The organism is Rhizobium sullae, assembly GCF_025200715.1.
Taxonomy (GTDB): Bacteria; Pseudomonadota; Alphaproteobacteria; order Rhizobiales; family Rhizobiaceae; genus Rhizobium; species Rhizobium sullae.
The window spans coordinates 1,161,010-1,174,857 of the sequence record NZ_CP104144.1; the positions used below are offsets into that span (position 1 = coordinate 1,161,010).

12 protein-coding genes and 4 pseudogenes are annotated in these 13,848 nt (G+C 62.6%); 7 read left to right on the forward strand and 9 right to left on the reverse strand.

All coding sequences use genetic code 11. The features are described from left to right. Positions 1-26: 26 nt before the first annotated feature. The 5 genes and pseudogenes from N2599_RS26235 to N2599_RS26255 all read left to right on the forward strand — a co-directional run. The gene (locus N2599_RS26235) at positions 27-1,952 is read left to right on the forward strand and encodes a hybrid sensor histidine kinase/response regulator (protein ID WP_027509752.1); all 1,926 of its coding nucleotides are present in this window, start codon (positions 27-29) and stop codon (positions 1,950-1,952) included. Positions 1,953-2,308: 356 nt separating this feature from the next. Then, positions 2,309-2,755: a pseudoazurin gene (locus tag N2599_RS26240; RefSeq protein WP_027509751.1), complete on the forward strand. Its 447-nt coding sequence runs from the start codon at positions 2,309-2,311 to the stop codon at positions 2,753-2,755. Positions 2,756-2,843: 88 nt separating this feature from the next. Further along, positions 2,844-3,371: a YcnI family copper-binding membrane protein gene (locus N2599_RS26245; RefSeq protein WP_027509750.1), complete on the forward strand. Its 528-nt coding sequence runs from the start codon at positions 2,844-2,846 to the stop codon at positions 3,369-3,371. Positions 3,372-3,394: 23 nt separating this feature from the next. Further along, complete coding sequence (locus tag N2599_RS26250; protein ID WP_027509749.1) at positions 3,395-4,012, forward strand: copper resistance CopC family protein; 618 nt, start codon at positions 3,395-3,397, stop codon at positions 4,010-4,012. Between the two features lie 270 nt (positions 4,013-4,282). Further along, positions 4,283-4,480, forward strand: a pseudogene (locus N2599_RS26255) (copper resistance protein); the annotation flags it as partial. 51 nt (positions 4,481-4,531) lie between these two features. On the opposite strand, the pseudogene N2599_RS38135 reads toward N2599_RS26255, so the two are convergent. Beyond that, positions 4,532-4,705, reverse strand: a pseudogene (locus N2599_RS38135) (RHE_PE00001 family protein); the annotation flags it as partial. 195 nt (positions 4,706-4,900) lie between these two features. Between N2599_RS38135 and N2599_RS26270 the strand changes: the two are divergent. Both N2599_RS26270 and N2599_RS26275 read left to right on the forward strand, forming a co-directional pair. Next, on the forward strand, positions 4,901-6,364 hold the full coding sequence (locus tag N2599_RS26270) for a pyridoxal phosphate-dependent decarboxylase family protein (protein ID WP_027509747.1): 1,464 nt from the start codon (positions 4,901-4,903) through the stop codon (positions 6,362-6,364). A 58-nt stretch (positions 6,365-6,422) separates the two neighbouring features. Further along, positions 6,423-6,756, forward strand: a pseudogene (locus tag N2599_RS26275) (hypothetical protein); the annotation flags it as partial. Between the two features lie 381 nt (positions 6,757-7,137). On the opposite strand, the pseudogene N2599_RS37940 reads toward N2599_RS26275, so the two are convergent. The 8 genes and pseudogenes from N2599_RS37940 to N2599_RS26315 form a co-directional block, all read right to left on the reverse strand. Beyond that, a pseudogene (locus tag N2599_RS37940) lies at positions 7,138-7,403 on the reverse strand (hypothetical protein); the annotation flags it as partial. An 83-nt stretch (positions 7,404-7,486) separates the two neighbouring features. Beyond that, positions 7,487-7,924 carry an EF-hand domain-containing protein gene (locus tag N2599_RS26285; protein WP_027509744.1) on the reverse strand — a complete coding sequence of 146 codons (438 nt, stop codon included), beginning with the start codon at positions 7,922-7,924 and terminating at the stop codon, positions 7,487-7,489. A gap of 90 nt (positions 7,925-8,014) precedes the next feature. After that, positions 8,015-10,231 (reverse strand): copper-transporting P-type ATPase, encoded by a 2,217-nt coding sequence (locus tag N2599_RS26290; protein ID WP_037141738.1) that lies wholly within the window; start codon positions 10,229-10,231, stop codon positions 8,015-8,017. After that, a complete protein-coding gene (locus tag N2599_RS26295) occupies positions 10,224-10,901 on the reverse strand; it encodes a methyltransferase family protein (RefSeq protein ID WP_027509742.1) in 678 nt (225 codons plus the stop codon). Before N2599_RS26295 ends, N2599_RS26290 begins: the two co-directional genes overlap by 8 nt. Beyond that, positions 10,894-11,157: a DUF2933 domain-containing protein gene (locus N2599_RS26300; protein ID WP_027509741.1), complete on the reverse strand. Its 264-nt coding sequence runs from the start codon at positions 11,155-11,157 to the stop codon at positions 10,894-10,896. Before N2599_RS26300 ends, N2599_RS26295 begins: the two co-directional genes overlap by 8 nt. Before the next feature lie 57 nt (positions 11,158-11,214). Further along, positions 11,215-12,684, reverse strand: a complete 1,470-nt coding sequence (locus N2599_RS26305) for a multicopper oxidase family protein (RefSeq protein WP_027509740.1) — start codon at positions 12,682-12,684, stop codon at positions 11,215-11,217. Between the two features lie 111 nt (positions 12,685-12,795). Next, positions 12,796-13,134, reverse strand: coding sequence for a hypothetical protein (locus N2599_RS26310; protein ID WP_244914850.1), 339 nt, complete (start codon positions 13,132-13,134; stop codon positions 12,796-12,798). 58 nt (positions 13,135-13,192) lie between these two features. Further along, positions 13,193-13,498, reverse strand: a complete 306-nt coding sequence (locus N2599_RS26315) for a hypothetical protein (protein ID WP_027509738.1) — start codon at positions 13,496-13,498, stop codon at positions 13,193-13,195. Between the last annotated feature and the right edge of the window lie 350 nt (positions 13,499-13,848).

Here is a 13,848-nt window from a genome sequence, read left to right on the forward strand (position 1 = left end):
GGCTCGGGATAAACGAGTTGAAAACTATGCCGCATCGTTTCACTTCACCGCGCACAGCATCAAAGCAAGAGCTCAAGGCCATCGTCCGCATCATGGGCGGCGCCAACAATATCATCGTGCACGGCTTTGACGGCGTCATCGTTGAATGGTCGGCCGGATGCGAAAACATGTACGGTTGGACGCGTGACGAGGCTGTCGGCAAAGCCTTTGACAAGCTGCTTGGGTCGCAGTTTCCCGAGCCGCGCGAAAGCGTCAGCGAGCAGCTGCGTCAACAAGGATATTGGCAGGGTGAAATCATCCATCGCCACAGGGACGGCCATGACGTCTATGTGGTGTCGCGCTGCATGGTGGTGAATCTTTCCGACGATGGAGCCGTCGTCGTCCAGACCGACAACGACATCAGCGATCTGAAGCGGGCCCAAAGCGAGGTCAACGCGCGCGAAGCCCACCTCCGCTCCATTCTCGCAACGGTTCCCGAAGCGATGATCGTCATCGACGAGCGCGGAATTGTTATCTCTTTCAGCACTGCCGCGGAAAAGCTTTTCGGTATCAAAGCAGACGCCATCTGCGGCCGGAATATCAGCAACTTGATGCCGAACCCCGATCGTGATGCCCACGATGGTTATATTTCGCGCTATATCAGGACGGGCGAGCGCCGCATTATCGGCTACGGCCGCGTGGTGACGGGTCAACGGGCCGATGGTTCGAAATTCCCGATGGAGCTTCATGTCGGTGAGACCACCGCAAACGGCGAGCGGATATTTACCGGCTTCGTCCGCGATCTGACAGGCAGGTACAAGATCGAGGAAGATCTCAGGCAGGCGCAGAAGATGGAAGCCGTCGGGCAACTAACAGGGGGGATTGCCCATGACTTCAACAATCTTCTGACGGTAATCAGCGGTAATCTCGAAATGATCGAAGCGAAGCTTCCGGAGGGGCCGCTCAGTGTGCTGCTGCGCGAGGCGCAGGACGCAGCCGGCGATGGCGCAAAGCTGACGGAGCAACTTTTGGCGTTCGGGCGCCGCCAGCCTCTCAATCCAACGCTTGCGGACCTCGGGCAGCTGGTATCGAGCTTCTCCGATCTGTTGCGGCGGACGCTTGGCGAAAATATCGACCTGAAGACGGTCATTGTCGGCTCAAATCACAATGTGCTGGTCGACAGTTCCCAGCTGCAGAACGCGCTTTTGAACATTGCTCTGAATGCACGCGACGCGATGCCGCGCGGTGGCAGCCTGACAACGGAGATCAAGCGTGTCTATCTCGATGCAGACTACGCGAAGATGTATCCGCAGGTGCGCACCGGAAACTTCGTTCTCATTTCCGTCACCGATACAGGCGTCGGCATGTCGGATGAAGTCAAGGAACACGCCTTTGAGCCGTTCTTCACCACCAAGGATGTTGGTTCCGGTACAGGCCTCGGCCTCAGCATGGTCTACGGCTTCGTGAAGCAGTCGGGCGGTCATCTGCAGCTCTACAGCGAGCTCGGGCGCGGCACGACGATCCGCATCTATCTTCCCTGGGTACAGGCAGTTGCGGCAAAAGTTGAGGCCTCCGAAACGAGACCAGAAGCGCGCGATGTGCTGCCGGGCGGCGCCGAGACGGTGCTGGTGGTCGAGGACGATGCACGCGTGCGGCGGGTCGCGGTCGCGCGCCTGTCGTCGATGGGCTACAAGGTCGTCGAGGCGAACAATGCTCAGACGGCGTTGGAGATTCTCGCCGAAGATCCCACGATTGCCCTTCTGTTCACAGATATTGTCATGCCCGGCGGCATGACCGGCGACGAACTTGCCAAGGAGGCGCATGTCATGCGCTCCGACCTGAAGATCCTCTTTACATCGGGTTACGCTGAACCGGGCCTCGGCGGTCGCGAATTTGCAACGCCCGGCAGTTGGCTGCGCAAGCCCTATACGGCAAAGGATCTCGCCGTGCGGGTTCGCGAGCTGCTGGACTGACTATCCTTTGACTGCCCAGCGCGCCGATAAATGAAGCGCGCTCGCAGCGGTGTGCGAAGCGGACCGTCAGCGCCCGCAATCCACAAGCCACTCACGATTCCACAATCCGAGCGAACGGTCGGGCCCCCGGCCACCCGAGGGCCAAGGCAGGCACGCCGATCTGTCTGTGGCCATGCGGGTCGGCTCCGTCCTTCGAATATTCTAAGCACGTCCCCCTCAGCGTTCGGCCGGTCGCGGTGATCATCTGGGTGGACGTTGATGGCTCTATTTGACCAACGTCAAAGAAGCACCCGTGCAGCAGGCGTATCACACCAGCCGACGGCCAGTTCGGCCATCGTTCAACTAGGAGATATGAAATGCGTTCGATATTTGCGGGTCTTTTTGCCGCGACGGCCGTGCTTGCTGCGACCACGATGCCGCTGATGGCAGCCGACCACCAGGTGCAGATGCTCAACAAGGGTGCTGCCGGCGCCATGGTGTTTGAGCCGAGCTTCACCAAGATCGCCCCTGGCGACACGATCACTTTCGTCCCGACTGACAAATCTCACAATGTCGAGTCCTTCAAGGGTTTGATCCCGGAAGGCGCCGCTGCATTCAAATCGAAGGCAAGCGAGCAGGTTCAGATCAAGTTCGATGCGCCCGGCGCCTATGTGATCAAGTGCACGCCGCACGTCGCCATGGGAATGGTCGCGCTGATCCAGGTTGGTGATGCGCCCGCAAATCTTGAAGCCGTTAAGACCGCCAAGCTTCCAAACATGGTCCGCAAGCGCCTCGATGCGGACATCGCCAAGATGACCCAATAATCCCGCTCAGCGCTTAGATGCCGGCAGCTGGGCTGAAATGTCCCAGCGCCGGCAAGCCGCCGACGGCAATCAACCCAGGAGAGTGACAGTGCTGAGAACATCCCTCATCGCACTTGGTCTTTGCATTGCAGGAGCGGCTTCCGCCAGCGCCCATGTCTCGCTTGAAAAGACGGAAGCCCCTGCCGGCAAGGTTTATAAGGCGGTTCTGCGTGTCGGACATGGTTGCGACGGCAAGCCGACGATCAAGCTGCGCGTGAAAATTCCGGAAGGCATTCTCTCGGTCAAGCCCATGCCGAAATCCGGCTGGACGATCGAAAAGGCCAAGGGCCAATATCCAAAAGCCTACGAGCTTTACGGCAAGCCGGTCGCCGAAGGCATCACCGAACTCGTCTGGTCCGGCGGCAATCTTGCCGATGATGAGTATGACGAGTTCGTCTTCCGCGCTGTTGTTGCCAACGAGCTTGCTGCTGGTTCCAAAGTCTATTTCCCGGTTATCCAGGAGTGCACGGACGGCGCCGTCGAGCGGTGGATCGATATCCCGGCCGCTGGCAAGGCGTCGGACGATTACGAGACGCCGGCTCCCTTCTTCGCGATTGTCGCCCAGCCACGTTCTTGAGAAAGCGCGATCGAGGAACCGCCATGGCTGAGTCGCGAAACCGGATCTCGGCCCGTTCCTCCATCCTTCTGCTCACGCTTCTTCGGTTTTTGGCTCTTGCTATCCTGATGGCGCTATTTGAGCCGGCCGCTGCATTGGCCCATGCCTCCCTCGTCGGATCGACACCCGCCCAAGGGGCGGTGATTGCGACGCCGCCCCGCGCGATCGTCTTTGAGTTCAATGAAGCCGTTGCTCCTCTCGTGCTGACCGGAATTGCGCCGGGCGGGAGCAGCCGAAAGTTCAGCGCGACAGCAGACGGCACGAGACTTGTCGTTTCCGATCCCGATCTTCAAGCGCTTGGAACCTATCTCTTCAGTTTCCGCGTCATCTCCGACGACGGCCATACGGTTGTGGGCACCATCGCCTTCTCCGTCGGCGCGCCGAGCGCCTCGCCTGGAACTGCGGCGGAACGGAAATCACCGCCTGCATTGGTCAATTTGGGCGACGCGTTGGCTGCTTTACCTCTGTTTCTCCTTCGCAATCGGAGGCGCGTTTTTCGAAACTTGCCTGAAGAGCACACCGCCTGTGTCCAGTCTCAGCCGAACCTGGGCGCTGCTTGGCCTGGCGCTTCTTGCGGGCTCGGCCTACCTGCAGAGCCTTGATGAACTTGGTCTTTCCCTTGTGGCAAGTCCTCAGCTTGCGCCGTTCCTTCGTGCTCTCCACGGCGGTTACGGCATTTCGATAGCCTGTGGGGCGGCCGCGTTTTTCCTTGCTGGCTGACGTCGATGCGCGCGCATGGAGATGGCAGTCGTTGGATAGGATTGACCGCATTGCTTGCCGCAGCCACAGCCTTTTCATCGACCGGCCATGCAAGCACTGCCGAACCGAGATGGCTGGCGCGTACGGCGATCTTCATTCACAGCGGCTCATCGATGTTCTGGGTTGGCAGCCTGCCCGTCTTGCTGAAACGTTGCCTGGGCGCGCATTACAAGGAAGAAGGCGTCCTACGCGTCTTTTCACGCCTCATCCCGCTTCCGCTTACTGCCCTCATCGTCTCAGGCGCTGTCGTCATCAGCCTGCAGGTTCCGAAACTGTCGTCCTTGTGGACTTCATCCTACGGCCTGATTTTGACGATCAAGCTGGTGTTCGTCATAACATTGCTCGCCTTGGCCTGCTTCAATAAGTTCATGAGTGGGCGCGCGGCCGTCGCGCGTCGCATCGTGGAGGGCGAGGTCTTCGAGGTGGACGAGCTCGCCGTCGATCCACAGCGAGACGCAGGCGTCGGCGAAATGAGATCGTCCGAGCCGGACCGTCGAGCGGGCGATCTTCTCGTCAAGCCGCCCCAATAACACCAAAGCATCCGGGCTTTGAGGTCTCGTTTCTTCTGGCCAAGCCGCTTGCTGCCAGACCAATTTGAACTATAGTCACTATAGTCATCATGGACGCCGCTTTTCGACGGTATCGAGGCAAAGATGAGCGAGGAAGAACTGGCGCTTTCACGCTCGACGCCCGGCTCCCAGTTCCAGGCGGTGGCGTAAGGAGGGCGGGCAATGGAGGGGGTGCCGAAGGAAGAAACGCTCGATCCTTCCGACTGGTCGGAAGTCGAGACCCTGTCGCATCGCATCATCGACGATGCGATCGGCCATCTCCGCGACGTGCGCGACCGGCCAGCGTGGCAGGCCATGCCCGCGAACGTGCGGGACATCTTCCGCAGCCCCCTGCCGACCGACGCCACGCCGCTCGGGGAGGTCTATCGCACGGTCGTCGATGCCGTGATGGCCTATCCGATGGGCAATATCCACCCGCGGTTCTGGGCCTGGTACATGGGTTCCAGTAATTTCACCGGCGCGCTCGGCGATTTCCTGGCCGCGATCCAGGGCTCCAACGTCGGCGGCGGCAACCATGCCGCAGCCCTCATCGACAGCCAGGTCGTCAGCTGGTGCAAGGAGATGCTGGGCTTTCCGGCGGAGGCCAGCGGCACGCTCGTCAGCGGCGGCTCGATGGCGAACCTCATCGGGCTGACAGTCGCGCGCAATGTCAAGGCCGGCGTGGACGTTCGCGAGCATGGCGTCGCGGCAATGCCGCAGCCGCTGCGCTTTTACGGATCGGACCAGATTCACGGGTGCCACCGCAAGGCCATTGAGGCGCTCGGCCTCGGCAACGGCGCATTGAGGCGCGTCGGCACCGACGCAGCGCTCCGGATCGACATCGCGGAGCTTGAAGCGGCGATCACGCAGGATCGCGCGCAGGGCATCCGCCCCGCCTGCATCATCGCGAATGCGGGCACGGTCAATACGGGCGCGATCGACGACCTTCCTGCGCTCGCCGACCTTGCGGCACGCGAAGGGCTCTGGCTGCATGTGGACGGCTGTGTCGGCGCGCTCATCGCGATCGCGCCGGAAAACCGGCATCTGGTCTGTGGCATCGAGCGTGCCGATTCCGTAGCTCTGGACCCGCACAAGCTGCTGCATGCTCCGTTCGAAGCCGGATGCGCGCTGGTCCGCGATGCGGCCGCACATCGCGGCGCCTTCGCGACGACGGCCGAATATCTCGAAACCGCGCCGCGCGGCCTAGCGGCGGGCGGCTGGCTGAGCGATTACGGCTTGCAGACCTCGCGCGGTTTCCGGGCCCTGAAGATATGGATGGCGCTGAAGGAGCACGGCGTCGCGAAGTTTGGGCGCCTCATAGACCAGGCTATTGCGCAGGCTCGCCATCTCACGCAACGGATCGAAGCCGAGCCGATGCTGGAACTGGTTGCCCCGACCGTTGTCAACATTGTGTGCTTTCGCTACCGGCCGCGCGATACCGACGCGTCCCGGCGAAAGGAAATCAACGTAGAGATCATGCTACAGCTACAGGAAAATGGCATCGCCGTCGTCTCCGACACGACGGTTCACGGAGAGCACTGCTTGCGCGCCGCGATCGCCAATCACCGTACACGACAAGAAGATCTGGATCTTCTCGTGCGGGAAGTGATTCGCACTGGCGATCAACTGCACGCAGCAACCTCTTGAGGGGGTTTTCAGGTGCGAGCTTCAAGCTCGCCCCCCGGCGGCGCTTATATCTTTCGTGCGCCAGAAGGAGGCGATCCTGCCGGAAGACCTCATCGCGATCCTTGAGACGCTTGACCGTGCCGGCCTTTGCGACCGCACAGTACTGCTATCGGCTTTGCCGGAGGCCTCTGCCGTTCGAAGATCACCGGGCTCGATCTTGGTCGCGACCAGACAGAGGCGGACGCGCCTGTTCTCAGGGCAATCGCCGCGCGCCGGCCTTGCCTCCTCGGCCGACATCGAGGAGCGCTACGTTCAGAAACAACTAGGTCACGCCTCGGCCGAGATGACCCCGTAAATATCAGCGGCGACGCGACCGCTTCCGAACCAATCTTACCAAGGCGTCGGGGCTTTAAGGCCCCTCACCTGCCCCGGTGATGAAACCGCTAGGCCAAAATTGCGCGCTGGGTTTTCAGCTGAGCGCTTCAATTGAAACTGAGGGCATCGCGTTGAAAGTACGCGAAACTCGCTTATCGGCAGCTTCGCGTTCTTGACCATCCCCAGCACTCCGGCTCGGCCACGATATGGCGCCGCATGCAGCAGACGAACGAGCGCAGCATGTCGCCTATCGAATCCCACGACAGCCTTCAACTCGCCACGAGACTTTCGGCGGATGCGCCGGGCAGGCAGACAGATGCCGACTTCCTGGGAGCCGGGCGGGCGGCCTGCGAGAAATCGACGGCGGGAGAAGGTTCTATGCGCATGGCAAGCCTCGATGCGCGGGCGGACCGACCGGCCATTACGGGGATAGCACAGCGCACACTCTTCTCGTGCCTTCCTCCGTCCCGATAGAGCACTGTCCCGCCACCGTCGAATTCTGACACAGCGTGATGACGACGTCGAAATCGAAGGCGGGATCTCGGCCAGGTCCGCCCTCGGCCAGACTGAGGCTGACCGACCGGCTACCGCCCTACGAAGCAGTGTCGAAGATGGCAATCCCGGACGCCGCCGATATCGATGCGAACTGCGCGCAAAGGATCAGAGACAGAAGGACCCGGCGCATCTCTCCCCCGCCGTTATCGATGTAAGCCGACCGAAGGCTCCGCGATTATTCGCGGAGCCTTCGAGGTTGGTCCCTCGGCCCCACTATGGCCGCATGAATGTTTGCACCTCCTCGGTCGTGACCTTGCCATCGTTGTTCGCATCCACGCTGTCGAATATCCGCTTGTGGATCGCCGTCACCTCCTCGAAGGACAGCGCGCCGTCTCCGTCGGCATCGGCGACCGCGAACATGATCTTCATCATGTGTCCGCGCATCGCCATCATCGGCATGCCGCCCATCATGCCGGACGGCATCATGTTCCGCCCCATCATCCCGCCAGGCATCATACCGGATCCGCCGGGCATGGCTCCCTGGCCCTGCCCCGTCATTCCGCCGTCCGCGTCGGATGGGGGTGGTGCCTGCGCCGGCGTCGCAGGATGATGCGGGTCTGCAACGTTCGTCTGCGCGTGCGCGAGACCAGTTCCGCCGGCCGCGATCAGTGCGGCTAGCATCACCGCCTTTGGCAATATTGTCGTCGTCATGTTCATTCTCCTTTTGCTTGGTTCTTCGACCTGCGTCGTCCATCCTGCGCAGGACAGGCATTTACACATCATGCTCCGGCGGGCGCTGACCTAGTCCAAGGACGAGCGGCGCAGGCGCAGCGAATTGCCGATGACGCTGACAGAAGACAGCGCCATGGCGGCGGCCGCGATGATCGGCGAGAGCAGCAGCCCCAAGGTCGGATAGAGCACGCCGGCCGCTATGGGCACGCCGACTGCGTTGTAGACGAAGGCGAAGAACAGGTTCTGGCGGATGTTGCTCATCGCCGCGTGGCTAAGCTTGCGTGCGCGAGCGATACCCTGCAGGTCGCCTTTCAGCAGCGTCACGCCGGCGCTCTCGATCGCAACGTCCGTTCCCGTGCCCATGGCGATGCCGACGTCGGCGGCGGCGAGAGCTGGCGCATCGTTGACCCCGTCGCCGGCCATTGCGACGACGCGACCTTCACTCCGCAGCCTGGCGACCACCTTGCCCTTGTCCTCCGGCAGGATCTCCGCCTCCACCTCGTCGATGCCGAGCCGGCGGGCCACCGCCTGTGCCGTCGTCCTGTTGTCGCCGGTCAGCATGACGACTCGGATGTTCTCCTCCTTGAGCGAACGCAGCGCCTCGGGCGTCGTCGCCTTGATCGGATCGGCGATGGCGATAAGACCGCCGACCTTGCCGTCGATGGCGACATAGATCACTGTCGCACCCTCGCCGCGCAGCGCTTCGGCCTCGGCCATGAGAGCCGCAAGATCGACGCCTGCGTCAGCCATGATCCGGTGGCTGCCGATGACCAGCTTCCTGCCATCGACCGTACCGGTAACCCCTTTGCCGACGGGGCTGTCGAACTCGCGGGCCTCGCTCAGGGCGAGGCCCCTCTCCTGCGCCGCGGCGACAATGGCCGCGGCAAGGGGATGTTCGCTGGCACGTTCGAGCGTTGCGGCCAACCTCAAGAGTTCCGCTTCGTCTATTCCTCCGACTGCCTTCAATTCGGTTACCTTCGGCCTGCCTTCGGTCAGTGTGCCGGTCTTGTCGACGACCAGCGTGTCGATCTTTTCGAAGCGCTCCAGCGCCTCGGCGTTCTTGATGAGGACGCCCATTCGCGCACCGCGCCCGACGCCCACCATGATCGACATCGGCGTCGCCAGTCCGAGAGCACATGGGCAGGCGATGATCAGCACGGCGACGGCGGCGACGAGGCCGTGGGCAAAGCGCGGTTCCGGTCCCCAGACGCCCCAGGCGACGAAGGCGACGACCGCGATGAGGATCACCGCCGGTACGAACCAGCCCGATACCTGGTCGGCGAGCCGCTGGATCGGAGCGCGCGAACGCTGGGCGTCTGCGACCATGCGGACGATCTGCGACAGCATCGTGTCGCGCCCGACCTTGCCAGCCCGCATGACGAAGCCGCCGCTCCGGTTCATGGTGCCGCCAATCACCTTCGCGCCGACGTCCTTCGTGACCGGCATGGATTCGCCGGTAATCATGGATTCGTCTACGGAGCTGCGTCCTTCCAACAACTCCCCGTCGACAGGGACCTTCTCGCCCGGCCGGACGCGCAGGCGGTCGCCGACCGCGACGGCGTCCAGCCCGACGTCCTCATCTGAACCGTCGTCCCTGATGCGGCGCGCCGTTTTCGGCGCAAGGTCGAGTAGCGCCCGGATGGCGCCGCCAGTCTGTTCCCTCGCCCGCAGTTCGAGTACCTGCCCGAGCAGCACCAACACTGTGATGACCGCTGCTGCCTCGAAATAGATCGCGACCGAACCGTCGGCGGCGCGGAACGTGGCAGGAAAGATGCCAGGCCCGGCCGTGGCGATGACGCTGTAGATCCAGGCGACGCCGGTTCCCATCGCGATCAGCGTGAACATGTTGAGGCTGCGGTTGACGAGCGAGGCCCAGGCCCGCTTGAAGAATGGCCATCCGGCCCATAGAACCACGGGTGTCGCAAGCACGAGCTGGATCCAGCTCGAGAGCTGCGCACCGAGCACCATATGCAGGTTGGTGAGATGGCCGCCCATTTCCAGCGCGAGAACGGGCAGCGACAGGACGAGTCCGATCCAGAATCGCCGGGTCATGTCGGCAAGTTCGGTACTCGGTCGGGCCTCTGCGGTCGTGACTTCCGGTTCGAGCGTCATGCCGCAGATCGGACAGGTGCCGGGGCCGTGTTGCCTGATCTGCGGATGCATCGGGCAAGTGTAGATCACGCCTTCCGGAGCCTTGGGCCCGGCACCTGTCGAGTCGGCCGCCTTCTCGCCTCCATGATGGCGATCACCATGGACATGGCCTTCGTGCATGTGATGATCAGTCATGGACTGCTCCTCCGCGATCGCTTCCAGCCGCATTCGTTCCGCGGCCGAACCTCGGAAGGAACTGAGGAACGGTCCTGGCATAGGCGTCCCATTCGGATCCAAACTCGGCCCGCGAGGCCACCTCCTCCCGCTTCGCAAGGCGAATATAGACCCATACCAGCACCGGGAACATGACGAGCGTCACCAGGGTCGGCCATTGCAGTAGGAATCCGATCATGATGACGACGAAGGCGTCGTACTGTGGATGGCGGACGCGCGCGTATGGCCCCGTGGTCGCCAGACGGCGGTCGCGCTGGGCGGCATAGAGCACATGCCAGCTTGACGCGAGCAGCCAGAAGCCGGCGACGATCAGGATGTTGCTTGCGAGATGGAACGGCCCGAGATGCGGGTTGACGCGCCAGCCGAGCGTCATCTCCAGCAGGTGGCCGGCGTCGTGCGACCAGAAATCGACGCCCGGAAAATGCCGCCCGAGCCAGCCGGACAGCAGATAGATGGTCAGCGGAAAGCCATACATCTCGGTGAAGAGTGCCACGACGAAGGCGGAGAAGGCGCCAAGCGAGCGCCAGTCCCGTTTTGTCTCGAGCCTCGTGAAGCTCGCGGCGAAGACAATGAACACCATGGAATTGATGATCACCAGGCTCCAGAGTCCATAGGCGGGAGTGTCAGACATCTTCTTTCTCCTTCGGCTCGTGTGGCGTCGTGCCCGCTCGATGGGTCGAATGATCTTGACCGGTATGGCCGCCGTGTCCGTGATGCATGAACATATGCATGAGCGGGCAGGCCAGGATGAGAAGCCAGGGCAGGACGCCGAGGACGTGGACGCGATGCTCATAGGCTACGAGCCCTGCCGCGATGACGGCGAAGGCGATGAAGACGGTTCGGCTGTACGTGCTCCATGCCGACGGATAGGAATGGTTCTGATTCATGAGGATGCCTCGGTTCCTTGGAGTTGCAGAAAGGGCTTCGCGGTTTCCGAGACCGCGTCAGCCGACGCCGTCATAGGTCAGGTAGGCCATCATGCCCGTCGCCATGTGGTAGAGATGATGGCAATGAAGCGGCCAGCGGCCGGGATTGTCGGCGTCGAAGGCCAAGACCACGCTCGCCATCGGCGGCACCAGGACGGTGTCCCTGACCGCGCCCACGACCGGCGCTCCGTTGATGCCGACCACCTGGAAATGATGCCCGTGCAGGTGCATCGGATGGGCCATCATGGACGTGTTGCCGATCGCGACTTCGATCCGCTGGCCGCGCTTCACGACGAGACCGTCCGCGCCGTCGACGCGCCAATTGTAGGCGGCCATTTCGCCCGTCAGCGAGAGTTCGAAGCGGTGGTCGGCGGGCCTGGTGGCCAGCGGGCTGACAGGGTGCAGGCGCTGCTCAAGGTCGATCTCGAGAACCGGCCCTTTCGTGTCACCCGCGACCGTCATGTTTCGGATGTCCGCGCCTGCGGTGGCCAGGACGATACCCGTGCGCTCCCGCGCTCCTTCGCGGAGGGCGAGAACGGGAAAGGCGCCGCCCTCCTTCGGCAGGCTCAGGCGGATGTCCAGGCGCTGGCCCATGGCGACGGGGAACGACATCCCGGCGACCGGCACGACCCCCTGCCCGTCGACAGCAACCAGTTCTCCGGGAAGGCGGCCCATGTCGATGGTGAAGGCGGTCGCTGTCGCGCCGTTGATGATGCGCAGACGGACCCGGCCACCCTTCTCGACCCTCACGACCTCGGGATCGTCGAGCATGCGATCATTGGCGAGATAGGCGTCATAGTTGATGTCGTTGAGGTCCATGGTGCCCGGCATTGCCATTCCGGACACGCTGTTGCCGGACATCGTATGCTGGATTCCCGCCATGCCTTGCACGGCGCCATGGTCCATCGGCATGGCACCGTGCGGGCTATTTCCCTTCAACCTCGCCAGCAATTCCTCCGCCGGCAGGAACGAGAAGTCATGCAGCAGAACGATGACCTCCTGCTCGTCCCGCTTTATGTCGTCCGCGGTCCGCACGATCAGCGGAGCAGCGAGCAGATTCTGTTCCTGGAGTGTATGCGCGTGCATCCAGTGCGTGCCACCCGCGCCGACGGGAAAGGTGTAGCGGCGGGTTTCGGACGGCTGCAGGAGGGCGGCGGGATTGTCGGGCACGCCGTCGGCCGCCCAGGGGGGCGTCAGGCCATGCCAGTGGATCAGGGTGGATTCGTCGATGCCGCTCGACAGCGCGACGTCGAATTCGGCCCCGGCGTCCAGCGACAACCCCGGCGTGCCGTCGGGCTGGACGAGCCCGAAGACGCGGGCGGATCTGCCCTTGACGTCGATGCTCCGGTAGCCGAGCGATAAGGTGTCTGGCGCAGATGGTTTGGCGGCGACGCCCTGCGCCCAGGTGCGGATCGGATGGAGGGCGGCCGAGGTGCCGAGCGCGGCTGCGCCGACCATCAGGCCGTTGAGAAAGTCACGGCGTTTCATTGTGATTGTTCCTGGTTTCCGGGTCGGCAGCGCCGACCATTAGTCTTGGACGTCCAGGAGGACGTCCGTCGAAGCAACCAGATACCGCGACGACAGCGGCGTCCGGACTTCTCAGACCGGAAGACGAGGAGGACCGAGCATCGGCGGAAGCGCCAGACCGCTACCGGTCTGGTCGCCCCATACGAAGTGGAGGAAGGAACCTATGGTTAATGGTGCCTCCGCCCTGTCCTTGTTGGTCAGGACGGTGCAGAAGCCGCACGGGACAGCGCAGCAGCCCTTGTGGTCGGGAGTGTGAAGGCCGCCTTGGAGCGAGACGTAGGCGTCCTTTGTCACAAACGAGGAATGCTCGAACCCGGCGTGCCCGTGGGTAGGGCGTTCATGGCACTGCATCGCCTGCGCTGTGGCCGCGGGCGCAAGCAGAAGCGCGAGTGCGACCAGGAAGGTCAGCATTGCGTTCATCCATGCGAACTTACGACGGTCGGCGACCATGTGGGCTCCGTTCCCCTGCTCAGCCGAGGCGCCGGCTGATGACGTTGAAGATCGCAGCGATTGATGCTCCTGCATAGCCGCCGAAGATGACGCTTTGAAGGAGACCCAGTGCCAGGCTTCGAAGATCGAAGCCCGTCAGGCCGAGATAGAACTGCAGCCATGGCCTGTGCAGGCCCCATTCGGGAGCGACCAGGCCGAGCAGCATGCACAACAGGAACGAGATGGTGGCGAAGGTGGCCAGCGTCGCCCCAAGAACCGGGACGGAGACATGTGCCGGCGTCGCCGGAGATGTTACCGGATGGGTCTGCAGGGTTGCATTCGCCATTGAACGATCCTCCGCCGGGCTGTCCTTGCAGCCGTGATGACAGATATTGAATATCTCTTCTCATATTGAACTCGCCGTCGGTGAGTTCCTTGATCTATGTCAACAAATACCGGAGCGAGCCAAACGAAGTTTGGAAACGCCCCCAGGGCATGCGCAGAGGCGGCAGACAGCCCGGCGGAAGGAGCAGAAGATCAAGAAGATGAAGCCGGATGGGAGACGGCATTTTTCGAATCGAGATCCGCCGTCTCAACGTCTTCCTGGAGCGGAAGAACCGTCTCCGAGATCGATGACGAAACGTCCTTTTGAACATCAGAAGGTCCGCAACGGCAGCACGGTGCGGAACGCATTGG

Excerpts from the sequence above, each read along its gene's own strand:
- N2599_RS26285 (WP_027509744.1), bottom strand. The coding sequence starts at position 7,924 with ATGACGACGACAATATTGCCAAAGGCGGTGATGCTAGCCGCACTGATC.
- N2599_RS26290 (WP_037141738.1), bottom strand. The coding sequence starts at position 10,231 with ATGACTGATCATCACATGCACGAAGGCCATGTCCATGGTGATCGCCAT.
- N2599_RS26300 (WP_027509741.1), bottom strand. The coding sequence starts at position 11,157 with ATGAATCAGAACCATTCCTATCCGTCGGCATGGAGCACGTACAGCCGA.
- N2599_RS26240 (WP_027509751.1), top strand. The coding sequence starts at position 2,309 with ATGCGTTCGATATTTGCGGGTCTTTTTGCCGCGACGGCCGTGCTTGCT.
- N2599_RS26295 (WP_027509742.1), bottom strand. The coding sequence starts at position 10,901 with ATGTCTGACACTCCCGCCTATGGACTCTGGAGCCTGGTGATCATCAAT.
- N2599_RS26315 (WP_027509738.1), bottom strand. The coding sequence starts at position 13,498 with ATGGCGAATGCAACCCTGCAGACCCATCCGGTAACATCTCCGGCGACG.
- N2599_RS26250 (WP_027509749.1), top strand. The coding sequence starts at position 3,395 with ATGGCTGAGTCGCGAAACCGGATCTCGGCCCGTTCCTCCATCCTTCTG.
- N2599_RS26310 (WP_244914850.1), bottom strand. The coding sequence starts at position 13,134 with ATGCTGACCTTCCTGGTCGCACTCGCGCTTCTGCTTGCGCCCGCGGCC.
- N2599_RS26305 (WP_027509740.1), bottom strand. The coding sequence starts at position 12,684 with ATGAAACGCCGTGACTTTCTCAACGGCCTGATGGTCGGCGCAGCCGCG.
- N2599_RS26235 (WP_027509752.1), top strand. The coding sequence starts at position 27 with ATGCCGCATCGTTTCACTTCACCGCGCACAGCATCAAAGCAAGAGCTC.
- N2599_RS26270 (WP_027509747.1), top strand. The coding sequence starts at position 4,901 with ATGGAGGGGGTGCCGAAGGAAGAAACGCTCGATCCTTCCGACTGGTCG.